The sequence below is a fragment of the Legionella moravica DSM 19234 genome, from assembly GCF_000423305.1.
Lineage (GTDB): Bacteria > Pseudomonadota > Gammaproteobacteria > Legionellales > Legionellaceae > Legionella > Legionella moravica.
In genome coordinates, this window is sequence record NZ_KE384002.1 from 144,871 (window position 1) to 171,491 (window position 26,621).

Consider the following 26,621-nt stretch of genomic DNA (forward strand, 5'->3'; position numbering starts at 1 on the left):
TCTTCTCTTATCTATCACCGGGCTTTTAAGTTAAGCCCAGGGATGCAACAGATTCATTGCGGGTTTTAGCAGTTTATTCATTAACGTATGTTTGGGCTGTACCGTTATTTTAAATGCCTTATAGCGTGCCATTTTTTCCACCAGGTAGTCATCACTGGTGCATAGTTTATCTACCAGACTTAGTTCAAAAGCATCGCTAGCCAGCCAATGCTCACCTGTGGACACTTTATCCATATCCAGTTGGCTGCGATTAGCGAGGACATAATTTCTAAATGCCGTATGAATGTGCTCCAGATCTTCCTGAAATTTTTTCCGGCCTTTATCGGTATTTTCAGCAAACAGAGTAAGGGTACGCTTGTATTCACCAGCCGTTAATAATTCAACGTCAATATCATTTTTCTTTAACCAGCGGTGAAAATTAGGGATTTGAGCCACAACACCAATTGAACCAATGATTGCAAAGGGAGCCGCAATAATTTGATTGGCTACACAGGCCATTAAATAGCCGCCACTTGCTGCTACTTTATCAATACACACTGTTAAAGGAATGTTTTTATCACGTATTCTTTGCAATTGGGATGCAGCTAGACCATACCCATTAACCGCACCGCCAGGGCTATCCAATCTGACCAGAACCTCATCTTCCGGTTTGGCAATACACAGGATAGAGGTAACTTCTTCACGAAGTTGTTCTACTTGTGACGCTTTGATATCACCACTGAAATCAATGACATAAAGAGTGGGTTGCTTTTCCTTGCTTTTTTTCTTTTTTTCAGGTTTTTTATCAAGAATTTCTTTGTTCATTAACGTTTGAATATGCTCATATTGTTCATTTAGAGAAGTAATTTCCAATTTAGGTTTGGGTTTGCGACCTAAAGAAAAGATACCTGCTATAAGTACCAGAAATGCAACAACCAGGGTGACGCATTTAAGGAGAAACATACCGTATTCACTAAGAAATTCCATGGATAACCTTTAAATAAATAAAACTGATTATGGCGATCCTGATGTGACTTCGCAAGACAAAAATCAGGAATTTAAACGGTATACACGCTAAAAAACTTGTTTTGTCTTTTATTTATAGTTAGTCTCGCTTTTTACGGTAAAAAACACATTCCTATGCTTGAAGTGATTGATCTTGATTTTGATTACCAGGAACAACCTCTGTTACATCATATTTCATTTAGAGTACCACAAGGCGGTCTTTTACATCTGAAAGGCGGTAATGGCGCGGGTAAAACTACCTTACTTAAGTTGATAGCGGGATTGCATCAACCCATGCACGGGCAGATCTGTTTTTCAGGCCTACCGATTTCTGATCAGCTTGCTGCATACCAACAACAACTCTGTTTTGTAGGCCACAAAACGGGAATTAACCCTTATCTTACCGTAAAAGAAAATTGCCTGTTTGATTTGAACTATGGTGGTAACACGGCCGATATCACTGAACTGGCTGCCCAATTTCATTTGGAACGATTTTTAGATCAACCTTGTGGCTTGCTTTCAGCGGGACAAAGAAGACAGGTCGGTCTTCTCCGATTATGGATGTCTGATAAACCTTTATGGCTGTTGGATGAACCCTTGGTAGCTTTGGATCAGACCGCGTTGATGACTCTGATGGATAAAATAGAACATCATCGATTGCAAGGTGGTGCAGTATTGCTTACTTCTCATCAAAACTTGCCATTAAGCGATAGTGACTATCAGGAGTATCATTTGTGAATTCGTGCTTTGTATTACTTAGAACTCAATTCAAGCGTGAATTATTAATTCAGATGAGGCAAATCAGATACTTGGTTAATTCCTGTTTATTTTTTTTAATGTTGTTATTTCTTTTTCCTTTAACGATACGACCTGAATTGGTGCTCCTGAGGACTATTGCTCCAGGCTTGATCTGGATGGCAATTTTACTGTCCATGTTACTTTCAGCGGAACGACTTTTTCAACAAGATTATGAGCAAGGTGTTATTGAGCAATGGCTGGTTTCTGGGCAATCATTGCCTGTTATTATCAGCGCGAAAATCCTGGCACATTGGCTCTTTAATATAACACCCTTGCTACTCCTTTCTCCTTTGGTTGCTCTCTTGTTTGCATTTTCCCTGTGGGAAACCTGGATATTGGTACTGAGCCTGCTTTGTGGTACGCCAGCCCTGTTTTACTTGTGTGCATTGGCGGCAGCCTTTGGTGTTGGGGTAAATCAACGAGGGGCTTTAATGGCATTGATATTATTGCCTTTAACACTTCCATTGCTTGTTTTTGGCAGTGGCACTTTAAGTATTGCAATGCAGGGATTACCAATTAATGGGTATTTGGCATTACTCATGGCTATGTCTGTTATTGCAGCAGGCTTTTTGCCTTTTGCCATTGCGGGTGTGGTTCGAATCAGTCAAGTCGATTGATGAATGTTGACAATACATTTTTTCGATTAACTGCTTTTAGTAAACCATGCATGGAAAAATGCCTTCACCCGCAAGCGGTTGAGAGGCGCTTCAGTTAACTACAGTGCTCATCAAACCCTGTCTTTGAGGTATATTTTGCGAAAACACTGAGGCATGGTAAAATCCGACTCTTTTCTGACTTTAATGTTTCCTATGTGGAAGTTTTTATATCAATTAGCCTCGCCCAAAACATTTTACAGTTTCTCGGGGCGCATAATTCCGTGGCTGGCGGCTGGTGCATTGCTGACTTTGGTGATTGGAGTGGTTTGGGGCCTTGTTTTTGCTCCGCCTGATTATCAGCAAGGAGATGCCTTTCGGATCATCTATGTTCATGTTCCCAGTGCGTTTCTTTCAATGGCTCTGTATGCCTGGATGGGCTTTTTAGCTGTTTTGCTTTTGGTTTGGCGTATTAAAATAGCCGGCCTATTGATTAGCCTGGTAGCTCAATTGGGGCTTTGTATGGCGTTTCTCGCGCTGGTTACCGGCAGTATTTGGGGGAAGCCCATGTGGGGAGCCTGGTGGGTATGGGATGCAAGATTAACTTCTGAACTGATACTTTTGTTACTTTATGCCGCTATTTTAGCAACGCATCATGCGGTTAAAAATAAAGAAGACGGAGATAAAATCATTGCGATATTAACTTTGGTCGGTTTAATTGATTTACCCATTATTCATTATTCAGTGTATTGGTGGAATACCCTGCATCAAGGAGCCACTTTATCTGTGTTTGCGAAGCCTAAAATTGAAGTCAGCATGTTGTATCCATTGTTGTTGACCCTGATTGGATTCTTTTTCTATTGCTTATGGATCATTCTGGAAAAGGCGCGAAATGAATTATTGATCAGGGAAAGAAAGCAAACCTGGGTTAAAATTCAATTCGAAGGAGAGCGTCAATGAACCCATTTTTTGAATGGTTGGCAATGGGTGGTTATTCTGCTTATGTGTGGACCGCTTACGGATTGGTTGGTTTTGTCTTGCTAATGAATTTTTTCGGAATAAAAAGACAAAAAACTCGAACTCGTCAAAAACTGCAACGATGGTTTAAGAGATAGCATTTATGAATCCGGCAAGAAAACGCAAATTACTTATGATACTTTTTTTTATGTCAATTTTAGCCATAGCTTCCGGCCTGGTTTTATACGCTTTGAGACAAAATATCAGTTTATTTTATACCCCTAGTCAGGTTGCTTCGGGAGAAGCACCATTGGCTCGTCCCGTTCGAGTCGGTGGCATGGTTGAAAAAAACAGTATTGTGAGAGCGAAAGAAGGGCTGGAAGTCCAATTTAAAATCACCGATTTTAATAAAACCATCACGGTGACTTATAAAGGAATTTTGCCCGATCTGTTTCGTGAAGGACAGGGAATAGTCGCAGAAGGAGAGGTCATTGATTCGCACTTTTTTCGAGCCACTCAGGTGTTAGCAAAACACGATGCGAATTACATGCCCCCGGAAGTTAAAGCGTCTTTGGCTAAAAAGGTGAATTCATGATTGCAGAAATTGGCCTTTTTTCGTTAATCCTGGCATTGCTTGCTGCTCTGATGCTGGCGATAGTTCCTTTGGCGGGTCTATATCTCAAACATGAAGCCTGGATGGAATCAGCGAGAACCTATGCCGGGTTACAATTTTTATTTGTGAGTATTGCTTATTTTTGTTTAACTTTTTGCTTTTTAAATGATGATTTTTCAGTTGTTTATGTAGTCAGTAATTCGAGTGTTTTATTGCCCTGGTTTTATAAACTCTGCGCTGTTTGGGGTGGGCACGAAGGCTCCATGCTTTTATGGGTTGCCATTCTTAGTTTCTGGATGATTCTGGTAGGTTACTTGAGCTCAAGTCTGGACAAGGAAATGCGCACTCGGGTATTAGTGGTATTAGGATGGTTAAGCATCGGTTTCATCCTTTTTTTATTGACTACATCCAATCCTTTTTTACGCCAGTTTCAGGTTTTAAATACTCAAGGCAGGGATCTGAATCCATTATTGCAGGATCCGGGGTTTTTGTTTCATCCACCCATGTTGTATATGGGGTATGTTGGTTTTTCTGTGGCTTTTGCTTTTGCTATAGCTGCATTGTGGGCAGGCAAAGTCGAATCCAGCTGGTCTAAATGGACCAGACCTTGGACTTTGGCTGCCTGGTGTTGTTTAACCGCAGGAATTACATTGGGAAGCTGGTGGGCCTACCGAGAATTAGGGTGGGGCGGTTGGTGGTTTTGGGATCCAGTGGAGAATGCTTCGTTTATGCCCTGGCTTGTCGGTACAGCATTACTTCATTCATTGGCAGTGACCGAGCAACGCCAGCAATTTAAAGCCTGGACCATGCTGCTCGCAATCGCAGCCTTTTCTTTAAGCCTGATCGGAACATTTCTTGTCCGTTCAGGAGTACTAACCTCTGTGCATGCCTTTGCTGTGGATCCCCAGCGTGGCTTGTTTATACTGGCTTTTTTGCTGATGGTTATTGGTGGTTCTTTGCTCTTGTTTTTATTTCGTGCTCAAACCTTACAGACGGGTACCAGTCCCAGCCCGGTGTCACGAGAAAGTGCTTTGTTATTAAATAATGTATTTCTGATGGTAATAATGCTGACGGTATTAATGGGTACCGTATATCCCTTATTGGTTGAAGGATTAGGACTGGGTAAACTCTCTGTTGGGGCTCCTTATTTTAATGCAGTGTTCGTCCCGTTGATGATCCCTATGCTGTTGATTATGGGTATCGGGATTCATTTAAAGTGGAATTGTGATGGTTGGAAGGCAGTTTATAAAAGGTTGAACTGGACTGCCTTACTGAGTCTGGTAGTTCCTGTAGTTGTATTATGGTTAACATCCAGCCAATTTGATGGTTCAGCCCTAATGGGCTTGATCTTGGCCTTTTGGGTTATTTTGAGTACTTTCAATGCGGTTATCCGACGAATCAAGGAGCGAGGGCTTGATGGAGTGGGTCAGGCTTATTGGGGTATGGTTGTGGCACATTGTGGCGTTGCCGCTTCTGTAATTGGTATAGCGGTTTCCACTGCATACGGGATACAGGACGATGTACAGATGGCTCCTGGTACTCATGTTTCTCTTGCTGGCTATCAAATAAACTTTATGAATCAATCGGATCTCGTTGGACCTAACTACAAAGGGGCTAGAGCCGAGTTCAAAATTAGTTATCATGACAAAACAAGTCTCATCTATCCTGAAAAAAGAGTGTATTCCATTGGACAAATGGCGATGACCGAGTCAGCAATAGACGTGACTCCATTCAGAGACATTTACATTGCTTTGGGTGAGCCTTTGGCAGATAATTCCTGGTCTGTACGATTGTATTATAAGCCTTTTGTACGCTGGATCTGGGGTGGAGGATTTTTGATTCTTGCCGGTGGTTTTCTCGCTTTGACTGATAGACGCTATTACAGAAAAAGAACAGCAGTTGAGGTTCGAGCTCAGGAGTTACAGGCATGAAAACAATTGGGTGGAAAATAATTCCTGTTGCTTTGTTTGTATTATTGAGTTTTTTTCTGTGGCGCGGTCTTTCTTTAGATCCGCATCAATTGCCCTCAGTGCAACTTGGAAAGGCTGTTCCTGAATTTACCTTGCCACAACTTCAAAATCCAGAAGCGACCTTTAGTTCAAATCAATTACGCGATCAGGTTGTTCTTCTTAATGTCTGGGCCAGCTGGTGTGCAGCCTGTGTCGAAGAACAGGTTTTTATGCTGCAATTGGCACGTGAAGGAGTGCCTGTGTATGGCTTGAATTATAAAGATAAATCGGCTGATGCCCTGCATTGGTTAGAGCAATGGGGTAATCCTTATAAACAGGTATTCCAGGATAGTGAGGGCAAGGTCGCTATTGATTTAGGCGTTTATGGTGCACCTGAAACTTTTGTTATTGATAAACGCGGTATTATTCGATATCGACATGTTGGGATAATGAATCAGGAGGTCTGGAGTAAAGATATATTGCCCTTGATGAAGCAATTGGAGCAGACCTCATGAGAACAGTGTATTTGTCTTGCTTAGGCTTCATTGTTTTTTTAATCATGCCTTTTTGTTTTGCCAACAGCGTTTACCCTTTGGATTCAGCCAGAAAAGAGGCTCAATTTAATCATTTATTAAAAGATTTACGATGTTTGGTATGCCAGAATCAGGATTTGGCAGATTCAAATGCTGAATTAGCCAAGGATTTACGTTTACAGGTTTATGAAATGGTAAAAGAGGGTAAAAGCGACAGTGAGATCACGGACTATCTGACCTCACGATATGGCGATTTTATTCTTTTTAAACCTCCAGTAAAAGCGGTTACATTATTGTTATGGTTTGGCCCATTTGTATTTCTGCTATTGGGTTTTCTGATTTTTTGGCGAACATGTTTTAAGCGACGATCCTATGACTGAATGGTGGTTAATCAGTATTTTGGTTTTGATAACCTTTGCTGCAAGTATTTTAATAATTTATCCCTTAAAATGTACTTTATTGACCCGTATTGTACTGGTGCCATTTATCTTTTTGATGGCTTATGCCGGCTACTACAATTGGGGTGGTTTTTCTGGCTGGCAAGAATACATACATCAAACTGAATCTCGGGAACGTGCCCAGCAAGTACTTAAATCGATCAAAAGTCCTCAGGAACTTATCGATAAATTAAAAGCCAAAGTGGATGAAAATCCCAAAAGCGCAAAGGGATGGTATTTATTAGGACGTTTATATACCAGTCAAAATGAAACGAACAACGCGTCTCAAGCCTTTGCTAAAGCCCATCATTTAAAGCCTGATGAGGAGCAGTATGCTGTCAATTATGCCCACAGTCTTTGGCTGATGAACAATCAACAATTTAGTGCTGAGATTATCGAGATATTTAACAAGCTATTAGATAAGAATCCCAAACAACCGGATGCCTTAGCCATGCTTGCTATGAACGCTTACTTGAGTCATGATTATCAGGAGGCAATCACCTATTGGCAGCGTTTGTTAGTGATGGCACCGGAGCAATCTGAGGAGTCTCAAGCGATTCGTAAAGCCATTGCGAAAGCACAGGATCAAATTAAATTAGGGAGTGAGAAAAAATGACTGATAAAGTGTATCGATTTGTTGAATTAATTGGTACTTCGCAAGAAAGTATCGAGAAGGCTATTGATAATGCAATAATGGCTGCTCAATCTCATGGCAAACTGGAATGGTTTGAAGTAGTAGAAACGCGTGGTTTTATTGATCACAATAAAGTTAAATATTATCAGGTTCATGTGAAAATTGGTTATTACAGCTAGTTTCTCTTCCATCCTGACTCTTGGTCACAAATATGGAACCTTGGAGAAAAGTCAGATTTGCGTGCAGGTTTAGCGAAAACCAAATAGGGCTTTTCAGTGAGTTGTGCACAAGAGACAGTCTTCCATCCCAGGATTAAATAAAGACGAGACACCCGATATCAAGGTTTGGAAATAAAAGCATTGTCTTTTATGTAAAACCTTAATAATTTATCAGTCCAATCTTTAGCATAGTGAACCCCTATCCTGGGTTTTTCTATTATAGTGAAGGTGGGTTGGTTCGTTGTTTCGGCTATATAAACAGTATTGCCGGTCAAATCATGTCGATTAAATCGGATGTCAATGTTCATGGCTCTGGACAATAAGCCAGGACCTTGTGTTTTTCCCAGTGTATTTTGTACTGGCTCCAGAGCCCTTATTAATACTGCTGAACCAATACCTTCCTTTTCTGTAACGACGTTGGTGCAATAATACATTCCATAGATCATATAAACGTATGCAAAACCAGCCGGCCCATACATTACTTCAGTGCGCTTGGTTATCCCTTTTGACGAGTGTGATGCTAGATCCTGTTGTCCAAGATAAGCCTCCACTTCGACAATTGTTCCGATCCGCTCCAGCCCCTCATCGCAGTGCACCAGAAACTTGCCTAAAAGATCCCTGGCAACCTGAACGGTGTCTCGTTGATAGAACTCTTTGGGTAGTTGCTGCATTGGAGCTCAATTGTTCCTGGATAGTGATTTAGTTTAGTGTTAATCGAGATGAGAATAAAGAGTGGGCTGATTAGGGTCCTTTGACGTGGGAGGTCGTAGCACCAGACTTCCGCGGTAATTCAACACACACTATAGCAGACAGTTAGAGAATTGTTGGGCGAGGACAAGCTCCATTTATGGAGCTGTTATACATTATGCTGGGATGAGTTAGCAGAAATCAGTGCTGTTTTCATGAGCTCTTAATTTGAATGCTCTGTACAGCACCAAAAAACCTGTCATGCCCGCGCAGGCGGGCACTTTCAATTAGCCTTAAGTATTTCTTGACGAAATGCTAAATCTTTAATTCCAAATGTTATCGAAATCTCGCTAAAATGTCCTTCTCCCTCAGGGAGAAGGTGCCAACGGCGGATGAGGGGATCTTAAAACGATACAATTATCTTTTAAAATACTTAGTCCAACCAAAAATGAATTAAATGCATGGGATTAACTAATAATGCAAAAAGTCTACGCAAAAACAGCTCCTGCATGGAAATTAAAATATGGACCTCACCTGGATCACAACGAGTTCAAGGAGTTAAATTCAGAAGACAATGCCCTATTGGTACCTATATTGTAGATTTCGTTTGTATCGAAAAAAAATTAGGGGCTGTTGACCTTTCATTATGTTCAAGCCTACTTTCCGCGACTTGTTCGCGGAATCGATAGATCTTGCGCAAAACAAGAATATATTGTGCCTATAAAGAGTGAATTGGATCCCGCGAACAAGTCGCGGGACGTCGAAACCTGAATTGTCAACAGACCCTAATTATTGAGATAGATGGTGGTCAGCAGAATGAGTGCAGGCAAAATGAATACGATAATATAAGGACTAACTCTCTTAATAATTCAGGCTATGAAATTTTAAGGTTTTGGAATAATGAAGTACAGCAACAATTTAATTTAGTAATGGATGTTATCTATAAGTATTTAATGAATGATGCGTGATCCCCTCATCCGCCGTCGGCACCTTCTCCCTGAGGGAGAAGGACATTTTAGCGAGATTTCGATAACATTTGGAATTAAAGATTTAGCATTTCGTCAAGAAATACTTAGGGCTAATTGGAAGTGCCCGCCAGCGCGGGCACGACAGTTCTTTTTGTAATGTACGGAGTTTAAATGATTAAAACTTTAGTTCCAGGGTTGGATTTTACCCAATTCGCTACATAGTCAATGTAATTATTCTTACCAACCGCAATACATCCACGAGTTGAGTAGGGCAAACCATTTAACCAGTTAAATCCTTTAGAGGATTGTGTTGGTCCGTGAATACCGACATCTCTTCCTGTAAAGCCCGCTGCAGCTTGCTTTGAAGTCGGATAGAGAATGGGTATGAATATTTTGAATTGATTGGATTTTCTTGGATAGGCTAATCCGTATAAACCAACAGGTGTTTTATTATCCCCGGCTTTCTTTTTACCGATGCCTTTGTATCCTAAAGCTACTTTAAAGGTCTTAATTACTGAGCCGTGTTTACATATGTTTAATGTTCGCTTTGAGGTGTGTACATTGATTCCGTCTGATAAAGGACAGGTAGTATTACTGGCAAATAAAACCACAGGAAAAAGAACAGCGACCAATAAAGAAATTGCTTTAATTTTCATATAAATAGACAAAATTTACTGTAATTGGTTGATAATTATTCCATATTTTTCGCTAAATTCATAGATCTGATTGACAAAATTTTCCACAATGAGCAACAGTGAGAGAATAGAATCGGATCGAACTCCTTGATTTTTAGATAAATTTCAGCCAGGAGGGCGCTTCCTTCATTGAGTTGAATTGGTTTGAGGATAAAGCGCTCTCTTTAATTAGGCTGTTTCTGTCAGGATTCGCTGAATTCTTTTAGTACTTTAAGAAAATGATGCCCATAATGAGTGAGTTTGTGTTGGCCTACTCCTGATACATCAAGCAACTCTTCTGTGTTTTGCGGTTTTAGTTGCGTCATTTCGTGCAGGGTCGCATCACTGAAAATCATAAATGGAGGTTTATTTTCTTCATCTGCCAGTTTACGCCTTAAACTTCGCAATACTTCAAATAAAGGACTGTTTTCTGGTTTAACAGAGCTGCGTTCCTTGTTTTTCTTTTTTGTGCCCTTAAGGTCATTATTGGGAATGGTCAAGGAGATCTGTTCTTGACCTTTTAACAGTGGTATCGCTTTTGGCGTCAGACGCAACACGTTAAAATGACTGATGTCCTGCAAACAATAATCCTTATGGATCAGTTGCCAAGCCAGCTGTTTCCAGTAATTGGCTGATTTATCTTTTCCAATGCCGTAAGTGCTGAGTTGATCATGGCCAAATTGTTTGATTTTGTCTGTTACAGCACCTCTTAGTACTTCTATGGTATGAGTTAATCCGTAATTTTGTTTTAGTCGATAGATGCAGGATAATAATTTCTGAGCATCTTCTGTCGCGTCGGCCATCTCAGGTGGATTATCACAGACATCACAGAACTTGCACTCGGTATCGCAAGGTTCGTCAAAATAACGCAAGAGAATCTGACGCCTGCAATGGGAGGCTTCCGCAAAGGCCAGCATGTGATTTAATTTACTGGTTTCCACTCTTCTTTGTTCGTCGAGGGGAGTATTGATTATCCAGGAGCGGAGCCTTGCGCTATCAGCGGCATCATAAAGGAGAAGGGCTCTGGCAGGTAAGCCATCACGACCAGCCCGGCCTGTTTCCTGATAATATCCTTCGATATTTTTAGGTAAATCATGATGTACCACGAAGCGGACATTCGGTTTATCAATACCCATGCCAAAGGCAATCGTAGCAACAACAATATCAATACGATCATGTCGAAATAAAGTTTGTACCTCGCGTCGCTCGCTGTGAGCAAGGCCAGCGTGATAAGCCCGTGCCTTAAATCCCATATCCTGCAGTTTTTCTGCAAGCCGCTCCACGCTGTTCCGTGTACCGCAATAAATAATTCCGGATTGTTGCACTTCAGATTGCAAAAATTGATTCAATTGCTTCGCTGGATTAATTTTAGGAACTACTTTGTAATGAATATTAGGTCGATTAAAGGAAGCGACGTATTTTTTTGGATTGTAATTTAATTTTACAACAATGTCTTCGCGGGTTTGTTTATCGGCAGTTGCGGTTAACGCAATCATAGGCACATTTGGAAAATGGGTTTTTAATAGCCCTAGTGCTGCGTATTCGGGTCTGAAATCATGTCCCCATTGAGAAACGCAATGTGCCTCATCAATAGCGAACAGAGCGATTTGGCATTCTTCCAGACGCTCTAAAAAAGACGTGCTGATCAGTCGTTCGGGTGCGATATACAATAAATCCAGTTCATCATTGTGTAATTGTGCCAGCACTTTTCTGGCTTCTTCACTGGATAAGGACGAGTTATAATAGGCCGCATTAATGCCTTGTAATCTAAGGGCCGCGACTTGATCTTCCATTAATGCAATCAAGGGAGAGACAACAATACCCACTCCAGGCCTTACTATTGAGGGTATCTGATAGCACAGAGATTTACCCCCTCCAGTCGGCATGAGAACGAGTACATCTACCCCGGAAATAACATCATTGATTATTTCTTCCTGAGGTGTTCTAAAAGAATCAAAACCGAAATAATCTTTTAGTACGGTAAGGGCATTTTTATTTGTTACTGTCGGTTGCGCTATTTGTCCCATGTGATTATTCTTGTTGTAGTTCACAGGCGCTAAAAATTCGCAATAATAACATCTTTTAAGCTGTAAACAGAGCTGTTTAGCAAGAACTTGAAATTTTATGGGCTAAGTCCCGGAATTTTTTACAAAATTTAGTGCCGTAATCGCTTCAGTAGATTAAACTCATTCAGGTTTATACCCGGTGGGTATATAGGGTGTTAAAAACAAACTTTCTAAGGATGGTCTATGAATTTTGAATTCACCGCTGAACATCAGGCGTTTCGTCAGATGGCATCAGATTTTGCCCAAAATAAATTGGCTCCCATGGCTGATCATTGGGATGAGCACAGCCACTTTCCAACCGATATTTTACGAGAAGCAGCAGCATTAGGGATGGCGGGCATGGTGGCACGCGAGGATATTGGTGGTGCGCAACTGACTCGCCTGGATGCGTCCTTGATATTTGAACAATTGGCAACCGGCTGCATCACCACCAGTGCATATCTTTCCATTCACAACATGGTTACTTCATTGGTTGATCGCTATGCTGACGACTCACTACGTTCCAACTGGGGGCCTAAATTAACTTCGATGGAAGTGATTTCCAGTTATTGCCTGACTGAACCAGAATCAGGATCAGACGCGGCTTCTTTAAAAACCAGAGCTGTACGAGAAGGGGATTATTATATCCTTAATGGCGCAAAGGCTTTTATTTCCGGTGCGAGTGTGAGCGATGTTTATTTATGCATGGTTCGCACAGGAGATGAATCGCATCATGGGATCAGTTGTTTGTTAATAGAAAAAAATACACCGGGTTTCACTTTTGGTAAACTGGAAAAGAAAATGGGTTGGCGCAGTCAACCAACGTGTATGATCTATTTTGAAAATTGTCGTGTACCGGTCTCCAATCGGGTTGGTGAAGAAGGTATGGGCTTCAAAATTGCTCTTAATGCATTAAATGGCGGGCGGGTGAACATTGCCTCATGTTCACTGGGGGGCGCACTGGCTTGTTTACGATTAACTCAAGCCTATCTTCATGAACGCAAACAATTTGGTAAATCATTAACTAAAATGCAGGCTTTGAGGTTTTATTTTGCCGATATGTTAACTGATTATGAGGCAGCACGGTTAATGGTCTACAGAGCTGCAACGGCTATGGATAACAATGATGCCAATGCGCCAATGTATTGTGCGATGGCCAAACGTCTTGCCACTGATGTTGCTTTCCGGATTAGTGATAAAGCCATGCAATTGCATGGTGGATATGGTTATTTACGCGATTATCAGATCGAGCGAATCTTCAGAGATTTAAGAGTACACCAGATTCTTGAAGGCACTAATGAGATCATGCGCGAAATTATTGCCAAAGCCAGTTTGGATGAAGAATTTTTTATTGATTAGGATTTTATCAGGAGTTTGTTAATGAATTTAATTGAACAAGAATTGGATGCAAATGGAATTTTAACATTAACCTTAAACAGACCAGAAAAACTGAATGCATTAAGTACCGAAGTTTTAGATGCTCTGGCTGGATTGTTTCGCTCCGCAAAAGCAAATCCAAAAGTTAAGGCATTAATGATAACTGGCAATGGCAAAGCATTTTGTGCTGGCGCTGATATTAATCGACTGGCCGAATGTACAGCGCAGACTGGATATGAGTTTGCCTGTCACGGTCAGGAAGTGTTTCGTTTGTTGGAGAATATGGGTAAGCCTTCTCTGGCGGCGATTAATGGATTTGCGTTTGGCGGTGGTTGTGAACTGGCTATTTCGGCAACGATGCGCATTGCATCAACCAAAGCGATGTTTGGCCAGCCAGAGGTCAAACTGGGAGTTATTCCTGGATACGGTGGTACTCAGAGATTAGCTCGTCTTGTTGGTAAGGGTCGTGCTATGGATTTGTGTCTGACTGGGCGATTTATTAATGCTGAAACCGCTTTGAACTGGGGCCTGGTCTCCGAAGTGACAGAGCCTGAACATTTATTGGAACAGGGAAAGACGATATTAAAGGGCATTTTAAGCATGGCTCCTCTGGCTATAACTGGCGTGATGGAAGTCATTGATCATGGCTATGATTTACCCCTTCAGGAAGCATTACATCTGGAAGCCATTCATTTTGCCAAGGTTTGCGCTACTGCCGATAAAAAAGAGGGAGTAGAAGCGTTTTTAGGTAAGCGTGCTGCTGCCTTTAAGGGAGAATAATGATGCTCGAAGAGATACTCTTTGCACAGGAAGGACAAATAGGATTAATTACTTTAAACAGAGCAAGTGCATTAAATGCTCTTTCCTTAACCATGATTTTGGCCATGCAAAAACAATTGGAGATTTGGAAGGAGGATAACTCCATAAAGGCAGTAGTCGTTCGAGCCGTTCCCGGGAATGCATTTTGCGCGGGGGGTGATGTGCGCTGGCTCTATAACTCAGGACGAAGTACCGAGTCAGAGCAAATGCAGTTCTTCTGGCACGAGTACAGGCTCAATCATTTCATTCATCACTATGGTAAGCCGTATATTGCGTTAATGGATGGAATCACTATGGGCGGTGGTGTTGGAATTTCCTTACATGGTAGTCATCCCGTTGCCAGCGAGCAATTTGTTTTTGCCATGCCTGAGACCGGTATAGGATTTTTCCCTGATATAGGTGCCAGTCATTTATTAACACGCTGTCCTGGTTCTCTGGGTATATATCTGGGATTAACGGGGAACCGAATAGGTGCTTTGGATGCATTAAATGCTGGTTTAATTAAGTATCGTGTTTCTTCCAGACAAATGGGGGCATTAACCGAGGCTTTAATATCTACCGATTTATCAGAAGATCCATATGACAAAGTCGATCGTTGCATTCAAAAATATTCTCAATCCGATTTGCAGCATGAGGTCAGTCAGATTAAGCCCTTAATCAATGTGTGTTTTTCTAAACCAACTGTCGAACTGATCCTGGAGGCTTTGCGTGGTTGTGATGGCATATGGGCAGAAGGTGTTCACAATACTCTGGAGCAAAAATCCCCATTAAGTCTTAAAGTAACCCTCGCTCAGTTACACAAGGCAAAAGGTTTGTCTTTAGCTGAATGTTTGAAAATGGACTTTGATTTGGTTGCGCACTTCATGAGCGACAGAGATTTTTATGAGGGAGTCCGTTCCTTGTTGATCATCAAGGATAAAAAACCGAACTGGAAACCAGCCAGTTTGGATTTGGTAACAGACAGTATGGTTGTGAATTACTTTGAGCGCTTTCACTCCGGTTTGGAATTGATTGTTATTTAGTGCTTAACCATACAGAAGATGGGCTCGACTTTTTAGGGCGAGCCACTTTTTTCGGATAGATTCAGGCTCCCTGCACCAGGCAGCGATGATTTTCGTATCGATTGCAATGGTGAGCAAAATGGTATTTTAGGCCTGACACAAAGATTTTTTCACCTTGTTCCATTAGGAAAATGAGCTCTGGCTGCAGTTCTGCATAGTTAGAATCTCTTAAAACAGCTTTATAAATCGGTCCAGCATGAGGAAATAACCATCTATCCAGAAACGGCAGAATTTTTTCAGGATCGTTGGAATAAAAATTCTGATTAATATCAGTAAATAACTTTTTCGTCATTTCATAATTGTTTTTAAAGTAGAAATTACTGCGATCCTGCCTGTATTCTATAAAAGGAGGATTCTTGGGGTTTTTCTTCATACCTGCTGAAACATTAAGTGCCACTACAAGTCCTTTGGCTGATTCAATATTTAATTGAGTGCCCAGAAAATCAGATCCATTATTCGCGGACAGATAGGATTTCAAGTAGTTTACCGCCTCATCATTCACGGGATCAAAATAGCTGTTGATTTGGAAGTTGATTGCAAAATTTGTGTTCGGATTATAGGTACAACTGAAATAAGTCTGGTAAGAAAATTTATCCGAAGTGATATAATGTACAATTCGTTCTTCAATAGCTTCATTGACTTGATCACAGGTCAATTGTTGGTTTTCCATGCTTACCGACATCCGAATAATTTGAGTTGGGTAATCCATGCTGCGCGTAAACGATTGGAGTTGGTTCAGACGTTCCGTGCTATTGGAGTATGTTTTTTGTATGGAGTTTTTAGATAATAGAGGATTGTGATCCAATATCAGCGTATCGGATGGATGTTCTGAATGACTGAACGAACATAAGGGAATCAAAACAAGAGGAGCAATAAAGTAGTTACGTCTCATGGCAAACTCCTTATTTTTTTAAATTAAATCCTTTAATTTAAGGTACCCATGTCAATGTGGAACAAATTCGAGAAAACCAACTGGACTTAGGAACAACGCGTTATCGCTTCGTTAAAAGGAATTTTTGCCTTGATCTTTGGGATGTTCATTAGTCCTGGCTTAATCAATTTGGTCGTATTTTTGAAAGGCCCTTTTTTGAGTATACATGAATGTAATTAATTCGCTACAAGGCCCAGAATTGAATTCGAGATGATTTTTATGATTTTTTATCCCAAAATGGGTATAAATCGACGAAAAAATTGTTAGTTTGATGCATTTCCCTTAGAATTCATCTCATTATTAAATCATTTACCAGAGAGCTTTATGTCTGATTTTTATCAAGACTTTAATAAGAGAAGAACGTTTGCCATTATTTCTCACCCTGACGCGGGTAAAACCACCGTAACTGAAAAACTGTTGTTATTCGGGGGTGCTATTCAGTTGGCGGGTACAGTTAAAGGCCGGAAGGCAGACCGGCATGCAACTTCTGACTGGATGGAAATGGAAAAGGAGCGTGGTATTTCCATTACTACTTCGGTAATGCAGTTTGTGCATAATGACCATGTAATGAATTTACTGGATACTCCCGGACATGAGGACTTTTCAGAAGATACTTATCGCACCTTGACTGCTGTAGATTCTGCTTTAATGGTAATTGACGTTGCCAAAGGGGTAGAAGACAGAACAGTGAAACTGATGGAGGTATGTCGCCTTCGTGATACTCCCATCATGACGTTTATCAATAAATTAGACCGTGAAGGACGAGAACCTATTGATTTACTCGATGAAGTCGAATCTGTACTAGGAATTCAGTGTGCGCCTATTACCTGGCCAGTAGGTATGGGTAAACGTTTTAAAGGCATTTATCATCGCTATGAAGATACCGTATATCTTTACCAGCACGGTAAAAATGCTCAAAAACAGGAAGCCGTTCAAATTAAAGGTCTGGATAATCCTCAATTGGATGAATTGCTGGGCGACAGTGCGCAGGAACTTCGTGATGAAATTGAGTTGGTAAAAGGGGCATCACACGAGTTTAACTTGGATGCTTATTTGGCAGGCAAAATGACTCCGGTTTATTTTGGTTCCGCAATCAACAATTTTGGTATTAAAGAACTATTAGACGATTTTGTCCAATACGCCCCAGGCCCTCAACCCAGAGCAACAAATGAGCGCATCGTTAATCCTGATGAAGAGGCATTTAGCGGCTTTGTTTTTAAAATTCAAGCCAACATGGATCCCAAACATCGAGATAGAATCGCATTTGTACGTATTTGTTCCGGAGCATATAAAAAAGGGATGAAGCTGAGTCATTTACGTATTGGCAAAGAGGTGCAAATTGCTAATGCTTTAACTTTTATGGCGGGTGACCGTTCGCATACTGAAATTGCTTTGGCAGGGGATATTATTGGTTTGCATAATCATGGAACCATTAGGATAGGTGATACTTTTACTCAAGGCGAGCAACTAAAATTCACTGGAATTCCTAATTTTGCCCCGGAGCTATTCCGTTTGGTTCGTTTAAAAGATCCACTGAAGAGTAAAGCGCTATTGAAGGGGTTAATTGAGTTATCTGAAGAAGGAGCGACCCAGGTATTCAGACCCTTAAATAGTAACCAACTCATTCTTGGAGCAGTCGGGATTTTGCAGTTTGATGTAGTAGCCCACAGACTTAAGAATGAATACAAGGTGGATTGCATTTATGAATCAGTTAGCGTGACTTGTGCTCGCTGGGTATACGCAGATGACGACAAGGCGATGAGTGAATTCCGTGACAAAGCCTATGATTATTTGGCTTTAGATGGCAGTGATACCTTGATGTATCTCGCACCTACCAGGGTGAATTTAACTATGGCCGAAGAACGATATCCCAAGATTAAGTTCCGAGCGACAAGAGAGCATTAAAATTGATGCACTCCGGGGCTTGTTCGCTTGGTATATCATTTTGGTAGGATGTCTTCAGGCTTTTTGATGATTCTGCATCAATCAGGGTCTCATACGGATTGAATGATGAGCTTGGACGGGATAATAACCTGTATCTACTCCATGTAGATGCAGGTCATTTGACCTAAGCAGGTCTGTTTTCATGCTAGGTCGTGCAATTGGCAATAACTTTATGCTGCCCTAAATTGGTTATTCTGACTTTTGCTCCTGACTCGGCACTGATTTTCAACGTGTCGCCTTGATGAACTGTAACCTGCATGGAAGCACCTTTGGTTAGTGTGACATCGTTTACTTTTCCTTGTTTGGCTAAAGCTTCCGCAAACAATACATTACTCTCATCTTGGGTAATAATTTTACATTTGGCTTCTATATCCCAATACAGGTAATTAATAAATACCTGAGGTTCATTGGGCATTAATTCATAATCTATTGTCATGCTCGGTTGAAGGGTATTCGTTACAACTGAATGGGCACTCGTACTGATTAATGTGACTGCGCATAATAAGGAAAAGCCGATTTTTCGTAGCATAGATATCTCCAGTGTGAAAAATTAACAGGCTAAGATACATTTAAATTGTTTCCTTGGCAAATTTAAAAGCATTTGCGCAGAGTCGCCGGGATCCCACCCCAAGTATGTTCAATTTTTTAGGTTATATTTCTCCTAATGCTTTAGATATAGATTCAGTCATGGTTTTGGCATCACCGAATAGCATATAAGTGTTGTCATGAAAAAAGAGACTGTTTTCGACGCCCGCATACCCTGGAGACATTCCACGCTTAACAAATAAAACGGTTTTCGCTTTCTCAACTTCTAAAACAGGCATGCCATAAATAGGGGAGCTTGAATCTGTTTTAGCCGCTGGATTTGTAATGTCATTGGCACCGATAACAAAAGCAACATCGCAGGCAGCAAAATCTCTGTTGATTTCGCTTTGCTCAAAAACACGATCATAGGGAATATTGGCTTCTGCAAGTAAGACGTTCATATGACCTGGCATGCGGCCTGCGACGGGGTGAATAGCAAAACGTACTTTAATAGAACGGGCTTCCAGGGCATCAACCAACTCTTTAACCGCATGTTGCGCATGTGCAACAGCCATACCATAACCGGGTACGATAATCACGTCTTTGGCATTACTTAACAGAAAAGCAGCATCCTCACCATTCGCTTGCCGTACCGATCTGGATTCTTCTCCTACATGAGCTTGCTGGTTAGTTCCTGCAGAGTTAATTCCTCCAAAGATCACATTGAAAATGGAACGATTCATACCAACGCACATGATGTAACTCAGGATGGCTCCACTAGCTCCGACCAAAGCCCCTGTTATTACCAGCAAATCATTGCTCAGAGTAAATCCTATACCTGCAGCAGCCCATCCAGAGTAGGAGTTAAGCATGGAGATTACTACGGGCATATCAGCGCCACCAATAGGAATAATCAGTAATATACCAATAAGAAATGCCAATCCGGCCAATACACCAAACAGCAATAAACTTTGATTTATTAAAAATAAGACAAAAAAACCCAGAATGGATAAGGCAATAACCAGATTTACACTTCTTTGCCCTGCAAATCGTACCGGTACTCCGGACATAATCCCTTGTAGTTTTAGAAAGGCAATTACTGAGCCTGAAAAGGTGATCGCACCGATAATCAACCCTAAACTCATTTCAACCAGGCTGGCTTTTTCTATGTCGCCGGTGCTGCCAATATGAAATGATTCAGGTGCCAAAAAGGCACAAAATGCGACTAAGACAGCAGCCATACCCACCAGGGAGTGAAACGCTGCAACAAGCTGAGGTATGGCCGTCATATTAATTTTTAGTGCGATGAACGTCCCTATGATTCCTCCTGCGATGATTAACCCAATAAGCAGGTAGTGATGAAATATAGTAGGTATCATCATCGTAGATCCTACTGCGAGTATCATTCCCAGGATACCCAGGAGATTTCCTCTTCTGGAAGTGGCTGGGCTGGCTAAACCTTTTAAAGCAAGAATAAAACAGACAGCGGCTAATAAATAGAATAGGGGAACGAGTGAATTCATTACAGAGTCCATCCTTTAAGTCATTATTTTTTATACATGCGAAGCATGCGTTGGGTTACAACAAATCCGCCAAAAATATTTATAGAAGTAATAAATATTGCCAGGCCCCCTAACCAGGTGATGGAACCCATCATTTCGCTTCCTGCTGCGATTAGAGCGCCTAAAACGATAATGCTTGATATTGCATTGGTTACAGACATTAAAGGGGTATGAAGAGCAGGAGTTACTTTCCATACGACGTAATAGCCTACAAAACAGGCCAGGACAAAAATGGTCAAAATGGTTATGTAAGGATTAGCAATTGAGTGAACTTCATGCATTTTGTTTCTCCCTGGTTGCTTGATAAGGTAGATAATTCCCCTCATAACAAAGAACCGCTTGCTGAATGATCTCGTCATCCGGGTTAAATTTAATTTCTGGAGGAGTCGGTGCTATCAAATTAATTAAGTGGACCAGATTATTGGCATAAAGATCACTCGCCGTTGCGGGTACGAGTCCTGCCATATTACTTATTCCGATTATCGTGATTGTTCCATGTTTAATAATTTGATCGGGTACGCTTAATTCACAGTTTCCACCTCGCGAAGTAGCCAGATCGATGATGATTGATCCGGGTTTCATTTGTTCAATAGTGGATTTATAGAGCAAAACAGGCGCTTTGCGTCCTGGTATTAATGCGGTCGATATGACGATATCAGAAATTTTAGCGTATTGATCGATTAACTCTGCTTGTAATTTTTTATATTCATCGCTGGTTTCTGAGGCGTATCCACTTTTAGATTCGCTGTCCAGTTCCTGACTGACTTCAATAAATTCAGCGCCTAAACTTTCAACTTGTTCTTTGGCTGCTCTACGTACGTCAAAAGCATAAACAACTGCCCCCAGCCGTTTGGCAGTAGCTATAGCTTGTAATCCTGCTACACCCGCACCCAATATCAATATTTTAGAGGGTTGAATCATGCCGGCAGCGGTCATCATCATCGGTATGACACGGTGGAATTGGGTTACTGCTTCCAAAACTGCTCTGTATCCTGCAAGGTTTGCTTGAGAGGATAGACTGTCCATGCTTTGCGCCCGGCTGATTCGTGGGATTAAGTTCATGGAAAATAAATTAATATGTTGTTTTTGGCACCATTGAATCAGTTTACTTTGGGGATCATTGTCTATATGACCTATTATCAATGAGTTTTTAGCCAATCCTTTTAAATCATCGGGATTGGGTTCATTGATGCACAAAAGTACATCTGTTTGCTGTAGCAAGGTTTCTCTATGTTCAATGAGTTCCACGCCAACACGCTGATATTCCTCATTAGAGAAATCCGAAGCGATTCCCGCATTCTTTTCAATAGCAACTTTAAATCCAATTTTTATAAGTTGTTTTGCTGAGTTGGGTGTAATTGCTACGCGGGTTTCCCGACCAGACTCCAGTAAAGTTGTAATGTTCATGGGGTAGTCCTTTTACCGATCTATAATCAATCCTAGTTTAAATTAGAGTAATTTGCCAATGGAAAAAATGTCAAATAGACAAAAATCAGTTGGAATTAATGTTGATTCTTTATATTATTGAATTTAAGCAAATTTTTAAATGGAAGTAGTGGATGATGAGTACCAAATTAAATTGCTCTAAAGTAATTCTATCTTTGCTTGTAGTTGCTTCCAGCTCTGATGCTGTTTCAGGTGTTATGGGCACTCAATCAGAGTCTCCATGGAATTATATTATTGCGCTGAGTGCAGGTCCTGTATGGCAAGATGGCGGTAAGACCCAGACTTTATTTTTAACGCCTGATATTGAAAAAACTTATAATGCATTCAATTCTACAGAAGCTCTGGCAGATGGAGAATTTTTTTTGGGGGTACAAAAAAAATTACATGGCGCTTTTATCGGTCAGTTGGGAATTGCATTAGCCACGACTGGAAAGGCCACATTGAATGGCGAAATATGGGATGATGCTGATCCTGAGTTTAACAATTTTCTATACGGCTATAAAGTACAACACAGCCACATTGCTCTGAAAGGAAAACTGTTATCAGATTTTGGGTTTATGGTGACTCCCTGGATTAGTGCCAGCGCAGGCGTAGCAATCAATCGTGCTTCAGATTATTACAGCATCCCTGTTATTTTTGAAGCGATACCTACCCCGGATTTTGTTTCTAACAACAAAACTTCATTTACTTATACTTTAGGGGCTGGTGTACAAAAAAAATTGAGCCAAAATTGGCAAGTTGGTATTGGTTATGAATTCACTGATTGGGGTAAAAGCCAATTGGGTTGGGCGTTCGATCAATCTATGGGTACTGGAATCAGTTTAAATCATTTCTATACTCATGGTGTTATGTTTAACGTTACGGCAGTAGCCGGTTAAGAAGAGTTGAGGACAACTAAAGTACTGTGGCGCGTCTTCCAATGATATTTTTATTGTCTATGTGAGTTGTACTGTCTGCAGAAATTGCGTTGCAGACAACTGTTCTTTGATAATATAAAAAGGGCGTATTACATACGCCCTTATTTTTAAAAAGTGGATATAGACAGCAAGATTGATTACAGTCCTGGTTCACTAGGTGGATTCCTCCGGAATGTTTTTGGCTTCTTAGTCTGGCTAAGCTTGCTCACCACATTCTCAATCTGGCTTCCAAGGTTGTGATGTTGGCTGAACAATGTGTACCGCCTATGATTCTATAATAGGCTACTATTATGATTAATTCCACTGACGAAAACGGGTTTATTGCAAAGATATCGTTAAGTGTCAGGCGCTCTATAAGGTGGGCTGGTTAATTAGAACTTTTAACCAGCGCTCCAGTCAACCTTAAGTGGTTTTTCTGAATAGAGTTCCATTGAATAAGGCATTAAATGGCTTTCTTGCAGCGTACTTAGTGTTAGCCCCTGTTTTAAGAAAAATTTGAGTAAAGTATATTTTTCCATTCTTATCACGAGCAATCCCGATGCCGGTAAGATTATAATTTCCATCAATGTTTTGTTTGTGGCCCGGGCTGCGTAACCAGTTTTTTACTACATCTTGAGCATCCTTGTAGTTAAATGCTACGTTTTCGGCACCAGCGTTGGAATCTTTGATTTGACTGTGCAACCTGTCAATGCGACCTTTAAAATATTTATGGCCAAATGGTATTTTGTGATTTGCCATATCCAATGAATGTTGTTTGGCTTCTTTAACTATGCGGTTGTCCATGTTGAGGGTATTTAACCCATGTTGCTGTCTGTACTCGTTAATGTAATACAAAATGGCATTTTGAATGGCAGTATCATTGTCGGATTTTTCTTTGGGTGTTCCTGCAAAAGCCAGTTGAAATAAACTAAATAGGATGTAGATGAGAATCACTGTTCTCTTTATTTTGTTTAAGTACATCATTGTGCCTCTTTAATATTAGAAAAAAAAAAGAGCTTAATGGTTACTAAAAATCAGGCATTTGTCTAGAGAGTTTAGGATTTAAAAACCCTGTACATGACAAAAAAACGGTCCTGCTCACGCAGGCGGGCAACCAACCATCAAAATAATTCGATACCCAAGTCAAGCCACTGGTGCTTGTTTTGCTCCACGTTTAAACGATATTTCAACTCGCTGATACACTTCATATAATTCATATAATCTCGATTTTAGAGATAGAGATGATATGATTTTCATTGTATGTAGGGGAATTATCTTAATTATTTCAGTGCCAAACCTGAAATGGTTACCCGTCTAAGCGGGCATGACCGGTTTTTTCCTTGTGCAGAGATCTAAAAAAGATGAATGATTTTTTTTTTATCAATTAGGGGCTGTTGACATTTCATTATATTTAAGCCTACTTTCCGCGACTTGTTCGCGGAATCGATAGATCGTGCGCAAAACAAGAATAAATTGCGCCTATAAAGATTGAATTGGATCCCGCGAACAAGTCGCGGGACGTCGAAACTTGAATTGTCAACAGACCCTAGTATTAAATTTAAATTATATCAAAAAAATCAAAGGAATTGTTGCGGGAATTGTGTGGTGCATGTTTTCCATTGATAGGGCGTAATTTGATTAGTATGCTCATCCAAATATAATGTGCTGACCTGAGTTAACGTCTCTAAAGCTTATTATAATTTGAGGGACAATGCTTATGTTTGCGCTGTAAGCCACCGATTAATGAGTTAATTTTTTTATTACGTCTTTCAATTGTTCAACTTCTCCAGAATAATGATAGTAAATTCTGTTATGAGTACAATCGATGATGCTCAAGGGTTCTTTGGGTAAATCTCCAAATTGTTTAAATATCCAGAAGATACCTTCTGTATGATCATTCTGAATTTCAATTAACAAGTCCAGCATTTTATCTTCTTCAATTTCAGCATGAGCACAAATCAGATCTGAAGGGGATTGATTAATCTTATAGGCATAATGTTTTTCTTTCATGGTACTACTCCATTGAATTCATCATTCCAATTTCGATACTGCACTCGATTTATAGCGTTTATATTCACCCTTGATGATTAAATTATAGTCTTTTATATTAATTTGAGTGCATTTTGTGGAAAATAAAAATGAGCAGTATTGAACTGATATACTGTAATCGATAGCAAATTCAGAGAATTGGGAGCATTTAATTTAGAGGTTCACCGTCAGGCCTAATAGTACCGCATGCAAAATAGGTATATTAGATATGCTTGCAGTTTTTGTAGCCGTATAAATTTTGGGTTTGGGATCGTTACCGTATACCCCCTGGTATAAGACATTTAAACTGGCTAAAGCTGTGATTGGATAACCAAATCCCGCTTGGAATTCTCCTGCCAGTTGTGATTTTTCTTTAATTGGCCGATGTTCCATTTGCCAATAGCGGTAAGCAACACCGCCTTTTAACTGAGCAAAGAAGGAGCTACCAAATAAAGGATCACTTTTAGCAGTAAGTAATAAATCAAGCATGGGGCCAAGTGTTGTTTTAACAGGAAGCCATTCCAGAACCGCTAATGTCTCATTGGGAATATTAAGACGCATCTGATGGCCGTTTTGTATACCTAATTCAAGTCCGAGAGCAAAATCTCCAGAAAGCATCAGTTCATTTCCTAGCGCAAGACGCCCCATGACAGATTTTCCATCTTTAGAATATATGTCCTGATATCTTCCATTGCCTACACTCGCTGTGATGGTCCATGGTTGATCTTGTGATGTTAATTCGGGGTAGTATCCATCGGCGAATACGTTGACTGAGAATAAAATTCCTAATGCGGTTATTTGTAATTTCATTTTCATCTGTCATATCCCTGATTAAATTAGTTCATTCAGAAAGCGAAGCTTATTTTACAGTGCACGGGGGTGAGACATAATTTTGGCGGAGAGAGAGGGATTCGAACCCTCGATACGTTGCCGTATACACACTTTCCAGGCGTGCGCCTTCAACCACTCGGCCACCTCTCCAACCGGGCAAGCTTATACTTGTCAGAAAATAAATGCAAGAGTATATGTGAAATGAGCTGTAATTTAAGTAAGAAAGAGAGCTTTTTACTCATTAGCAATGGATTGAAATGTGTGATTCTGTACATTTTAAAGAATTCAGAATTGGAAAAACCGTTATTTATCGTTATATGGATAAGTATTGGTTTCGTGATACTGCATTAGAGTATCCTCGTCATAAAGGCAATAAGAGAACTTTTGGAAGTGATACTGTGCCCGGATTCGTAGAACTTTGGTTGCGCTCAAAGTAATTAAATACTCGAAGTGTTGTATAGAGTATAAAAAAATTTATGACCCTATCAGGAGGGTTTTGAGTAACTGTATGGTATCTGACACACAGAAGTTGATTAAAATTTATTGATTATGGTTTAAATATGATGTATTTTGCGTTATTTTTACTGGATGAGGAATTTATTATGTCTTTAGAGAATGCCATGCAAAAAGGAGTTGCTGATTTCAGTTTAATTATAGGTAAAGGCTTAATGTACGGTGGCGGAGCCGGTTTATTGATTATGGCGGCAGTCGGTACTATTTCGATTGATCTAGTCCTTCTTGCATATGCAGAAAAACATCATAATAGCTTTTTAACCGGATATATATTGGGAACAATGTTATGGGGACCAAGGTTTGATCCTCTTCCTTTACTTATAGTTTCTCCAATTACTTCAATCATTGCGGTAGGTTTATCTGTCGCTCTCGGAGTACCAGCGGTAGGGGCTGCAATTTTGGCAGGTTGGGCTTTGGCTGCTACTGTATTGGCTGTTGGTTTTGGTTTTATTGCGCTTGGACAGGCTATGAGACCGGAAATGCACGCTGAATCTCAGCAAGACGAAAATTATGAAGACAGTTGTTGTTTCTGTCCCTGATTCAGGGTTTAGAAGATTATAGTGACCGCGAGTTGAAAGGGAGTTCAACTCATTCTTAA

31 protein-coding genes, 1 tRNA gene and 1 other RNA gene are annotated in these 26,621 nt (G+C 40.5%); 19 read left to right on the plus strand and 14 right to left on the minus strand.

The genetic code is table 11. The features are described from left to right. Positions 1 to 30: 30 nt before the first annotated feature. Positions 31 to 966 (minus strand): protease SohB, encoded by a 936-nt coding sequence (sohB, locus tag G543_RS0114465; RefSeq protein WP_028385152.1) that lies wholly within the window; start codon positions 964 to 966, stop codon positions 31 to 33. Positions 967 to 1,119: 153 nt separating this feature from the next. On the opposite strand from sohB, the gene ccmA reads away from it, so the two are divergent. The 10 genes from ccmA (at position 1,120) to G543_RS0114515 (ending at position 7,677) form a co-directional block, all read left to right on the plus strand. Next, entirely contained in the window at positions 1,120 to 1,722 is a 603-nt protein-coding gene (gene ccmA, locus G543_RS0114470) for a cytochrome c biogenesis heme-transporting ATPase CcmA (RefSeq protein WP_028385153.1), read from the plus strand. Beyond that, positions 1,719 to 2,399, plus strand: a complete 681-nt coding sequence (gene ccmB, locus G543_RS0114475; RefSeq protein ID WP_028385154.1) for a heme exporter protein CcmB — start codon at positions 1,719 to 1,721, stop codon at positions 2,397 to 2,399. The genes ccmA and ccmB overlap by 4 nt, the downstream gene beginning before the upstream one ends. A gap of 192 nt (positions 2,400 to 2,591) precedes the next feature. Next, positions 2,592 to 3,335 (plus strand): heme ABC transporter permease CcmC, encoded by a 744-nt coding sequence (gene ccmC / locus G543_RS0114480; RefSeq protein ID WP_028385155.1) that lies wholly within the window; start codon positions 2,592 to 2,594, stop codon positions 3,333 to 3,335. Next, positions 3,332 to 3,490, plus strand: a complete 159-nt coding sequence (ccmD, locus tag G543_RS0114485; RefSeq protein ID WP_028385156.1) for a heme exporter protein CcmD — start codon at positions 3,332 to 3,334, stop codon at positions 3,488 to 3,490. Before ccmC ends, ccmD begins: the two co-directional genes overlap by 4 nt. A gap of 5 nt (positions 3,491 to 3,495) precedes the next feature. Continuing rightward, positions 3,496 to 3,927 carry a cytochrome c maturation protein CcmE gene (ccmE, locus tag G543_RS0114490; protein ID WP_028385157.1) on the plus strand — a complete coding sequence of 144 codons (432 nt, stop codon included), beginning with the start codon at positions 3,496 to 3,498 and terminating at the stop codon, positions 3,925 to 3,927. After that, a complete protein-coding gene (locus tag G543_RS0114495; RefSeq protein WP_028385158.1) occupies positions 3,924 to 5,876 on the plus strand; it encodes a heme lyase CcmF/NrfE family subunit in 1,953 nt (650 codons plus the stop codon). The genes ccmE and G543_RS0114495 overlap by 4 nt, the downstream gene beginning before the upstream one ends. Further along, positions 5,873 to 6,409, plus strand: a complete 537-nt coding sequence (locus G543_RS0114500) for a DsbE family thiol:disulfide interchange protein (protein ID WP_028385159.1) — start codon at positions 5,873 to 5,875, stop codon at positions 6,407 to 6,409. Before G543_RS0114495 ends, G543_RS0114500 begins: the two co-directional genes overlap by 4 nt. After that, the gene (locus G543_RS0114505; protein ID WP_028385160.1) at positions 6,406 to 6,807 is read left to right on the plus strand and encodes a cytochrome c-type biogenesis protein; all 402 of its coding nucleotides are present in this window, start codon (positions 6,406 to 6,408) and stop codon (positions 6,805 to 6,807) included. The genes G543_RS0114500 and G543_RS0114505 overlap by 4 nt, the downstream gene beginning before the upstream one ends. Continuing rightward, positions 6,800 to 7,480, plus strand: a complete 681-nt coding sequence (locus tag G543_RS0114510) for a tetratricopeptide repeat protein (protein ID WP_028385161.1) — start codon at positions 6,800 to 6,802, stop codon at positions 7,478 to 7,480. Before G543_RS0114505 ends, G543_RS0114510 begins: the two co-directional genes overlap by 8 nt. Beyond that, entirely contained in the window at positions 7,477 to 7,677 is a 201-nt protein-coding gene (locus G543_RS0114515) for a dodecin (protein WP_028385162.1), read from the plus strand. Before G543_RS0114510 ends, G543_RS0114515 begins: the two co-directional genes overlap by 4 nt. A 158-nt stretch (positions 7,678 to 7,835) precedes the next feature. On the opposite strand, the gene G543_RS0114520 is transcribed toward G543_RS0114515, so the two are convergent. Further along, the gene (locus G543_RS0114520; RefSeq protein WP_028385163.1) at positions 7,836 to 8,387 is read right to left on the minus strand and encodes a DNA-3-methyladenine glycosylase; all 552 of its coding nucleotides are present in this window, start codon (positions 8,385 to 8,387) and stop codon (positions 7,836 to 7,838) included. A 525-nt stretch (positions 8,388 to 8,912) separates the two neighbouring features. Between G543_RS0114520 and G543_RS19575 the strand changes: the two genes are divergently transcribed. Continuing rightward, positions 8,913 to 9,092, plus strand: coding sequence for a DUF559 domain-containing protein (locus G543_RS19575; protein ID WP_428829159.1), 180 nt, complete (start codon positions 8,913 to 8,915; stop codon positions 9,090 to 9,092). 78 nt (positions 9,093 to 9,170) lie between these two features. Beyond that, positions 9,171 to 9,371: a DUF559 domain-containing protein gene (locus G543_RS19580; RefSeq protein ID WP_065236051.1), complete on the plus strand. Its 201-nt coding sequence runs from the start codon at positions 9,171 to 9,173 to the stop codon at positions 9,369 to 9,371. A gap of 167 nt (positions 9,372 to 9,538) precedes the next feature. Here the strand turns inward: G543_RS19580 and G543_RS0114530 are convergent, their stop codons facing one another. Both G543_RS0114530 and recQ read right to left on the minus strand, forming a co-directional pair. Beyond that, positions 9,539 to 10,027 carry a L,D-transpeptidase family protein gene (locus G543_RS0114530; RefSeq protein ID WP_028385164.1) on the minus strand — a complete coding sequence of 163 codons (489 nt, stop codon included), beginning with the start codon at positions 10,025 to 10,027 and terminating at the stop codon, positions 9,539 to 9,541. Between the two features lie 221 nt (positions 10,028 to 10,248). Continuing rightward, positions 10,249 to 12,072, minus strand: coding sequence for a DNA helicase RecQ (gene recQ / locus G543_RS0114535; protein WP_028385165.1), 1,824 nt, complete (start codon positions 12,070 to 12,072; stop codon positions 10,249 to 10,251). Positions 12,073 to 12,294: 222 nt separating this feature from the next. Between recQ and G543_RS0114540 the strand changes: the two genes are divergently transcribed. From G543_RS0114540 to G543_RS0114550, 3 genes are read left to right on the plus strand one after another with little or no spacing between them, the layout of a single operon-like run. Continuing rightward, on the plus strand, positions 12,295 to 13,449 hold the full coding sequence (locus G543_RS0114540; RefSeq protein ID WP_028385166.1) for an acyl-CoA dehydrogenase family protein: 1,155 nt from the start codon (positions 12,295 to 12,297) through the stop codon (positions 13,447 to 13,449). Between the two features lie 21 nt (positions 13,450 to 13,470). Beyond that, positions 13,471 to 14,247 carry an enoyl-CoA hydratase/isomerase family protein gene (locus G543_RS0114545; protein ID WP_028385167.1) on the plus strand — a complete coding sequence of 259 codons (777 nt, stop codon included), beginning with the start codon at positions 13,471 to 13,473 and terminating at the stop codon, positions 14,245 to 14,247. A 2-nt stretch (positions 14,248 to 14,249) separates the two neighbouring features. Beyond that, complete coding sequence (locus G543_RS0114550) at positions 14,250 to 15,308, plus strand: enoyl-CoA hydratase/isomerase family protein (protein WP_028385168.1); 1,059 nt, start codon at positions 14,250 to 14,252, stop codon at positions 15,306 to 15,308. A 61-nt stretch (positions 15,309 to 15,369) separates the two neighbouring features. On the opposite strand, the gene G543_RS0114555 is transcribed toward G543_RS0114550, so the two are convergent. Beyond that, positions 15,370 to 16,239, minus strand: coding sequence for an Lpg0189 family type II secretion system effector (locus tag G543_RS0114555; RefSeq protein WP_028385169.1), 870 nt, complete (start codon positions 16,237 to 16,239; stop codon positions 15,370 to 15,372). A 363-nt stretch (positions 16,240 to 16,602) separates the two neighbouring features. Between G543_RS0114555 and G543_RS0114560 the strand changes: the two genes are divergently transcribed. Further along, positions 16,603 to 18,183: a peptide chain release factor 3 gene (locus tag G543_RS0114560; protein WP_028385170.1), complete on the plus strand. Its 1,581-nt coding sequence runs from the start codon at positions 16,603 to 16,605 to the stop codon at positions 18,181 to 18,183. 184 nt (positions 18,184 to 18,367) lie between these two features. On the opposite strand, the gene G543_RS0114565 is transcribed toward G543_RS0114560, so the two are convergent. The 4 genes from G543_RS0114565 to G543_RS0114580 all read right to left on the minus strand — a co-directional run bounded on the left by G543_RS0114565 (position 18,368) and on the right by G543_RS0114580 (position 21,716). Then, positions 18,368 to 18,751: a hypothetical protein gene (locus G543_RS0114565; RefSeq protein WP_028385171.1), complete on the minus strand. Its 384-nt coding sequence runs from the start codon at positions 18,749 to 18,751 to the stop codon at positions 18,368 to 18,370. Positions 18,752 to 18,872: 121 nt separating this feature from the next. Next, the gene (locus G543_RS0114570; protein ID WP_028385172.1) at positions 18,873 to 20,270 is read right to left on the minus strand and encodes an NAD(P)(+) transhydrogenase (Re/Si-specific) subunit beta; all 1,398 of its coding nucleotides are present in this window, start codon (positions 20,268 to 20,270) and stop codon (positions 18,873 to 18,875) included. A gap of 23 nt (positions 20,271 to 20,293) precedes the next feature. Beyond that, on the minus strand, positions 20,294 to 20,590 hold the full coding sequence (locus G543_RS0114575) for a proton-translocating transhydrogenase family protein (protein ID WP_028385173.1): 297 nt from the start codon (positions 20,588 to 20,590) through the stop codon (positions 20,294 to 20,296). After that, the gene (locus G543_RS0114580; protein ID WP_028385174.1) at positions 20,583 to 21,716 is read right to left on the minus strand and encodes a Re/Si-specific NAD(P)(+) transhydrogenase subunit alpha; all 1,134 of its coding nucleotides are present in this window, start codon (positions 21,714 to 21,716) and stop codon (positions 20,583 to 20,585) included. Before G543_RS0114580 ends, G543_RS0114575 begins: the two co-directional genes overlap by 8 nt. A gap of 152 nt (positions 21,717 to 21,868) precedes the next feature. Here G543_RS0114580 and G543_RS0114585 point away from each other — a divergent pair, with 152 nt between their 5' ends. Continuing rightward, positions 21,869 to 22,633 carry an outer membrane protein gene (locus G543_RS0114585; RefSeq protein ID WP_238584784.1) on the plus strand — a complete coding sequence of 255 codons (765 nt, stop codon included), beginning with the start codon at positions 21,869 to 21,871 and terminating at the stop codon, positions 22,631 to 22,633. Between the two features lie 158 nt (positions 22,634 to 22,791). On the opposite strand, the gene ssrS is transcribed toward G543_RS0114585, so the two are convergent. The 5 genes from ssrS to G543_RS0114605 form a co-directional block, all read right to left on the minus strand. Then, a non-coding RNA gene (gene ssrS, locus G543_RS19585) (6S RNA) lies at positions 22,792 to 22,940 on the minus strand. Positions 22,941 to 23,074: 134 nt separating this feature from the next. After that, complete coding sequence (locus tag G543_RS0114590) at positions 23,075 to 23,632, minus strand: CAP domain-containing protein (protein WP_028385176.1); 558 nt, start codon at positions 23,630 to 23,632, stop codon at positions 23,075 to 23,077. Between the two features lie 759 nt (positions 23,633 to 24,391). Then, on the minus strand, positions 24,392 to 24,661 hold the full coding sequence (locus tag G543_RS0114595; RefSeq protein WP_028385177.1) for a hypothetical protein: 270 nt from the start codon (positions 24,659 to 24,661) through the stop codon (positions 24,392 to 24,394). A gap of 192 nt (positions 24,662 to 24,853) precedes the next feature. Next, the gene (locus G543_RS0114600) at positions 24,854 to 25,495 is read right to left on the minus strand and encodes a hypothetical protein (protein WP_028385178.1); all 642 of its coding nucleotides are present in this window, start codon (positions 25,493 to 25,495) and stop codon (positions 24,854 to 24,856) included. A gap of 77 nt (positions 25,496 to 25,572) precedes the next feature. Next, positions 25,573 to 25,660, minus strand: a tRNA-Ser gene (locus G543_RS0114605). Between the two features lie 107 nt (positions 25,661 to 25,767). Here G543_RS0114605 and G543_RS0114610 point away from each other — a divergent pair. Both G543_RS0114610 and G543_RS18100 read left to right on the plus strand, forming a co-directional pair. Beyond that, positions 25,768 to 25,947 carry a hypothetical protein gene (locus G543_RS0114610; protein ID WP_028385179.1) on the plus strand — a complete coding sequence of 60 codons (180 nt, stop codon included), beginning with the start codon at positions 25,768 to 25,770 and terminating at the stop codon, positions 25,945 to 25,947. A gap of 123 nt (positions 25,948 to 26,070) precedes the next feature. Further along, complete coding sequence (locus G543_RS18100; RefSeq protein ID WP_238584785.1) at positions 26,071 to 26,562, plus strand: hypothetical protein; 492 nt, start codon at positions 26,071 to 26,073, stop codon at positions 26,560 to 26,562. Positions 26,563 to 26,621: the final 59 nt, after the last annotated feature.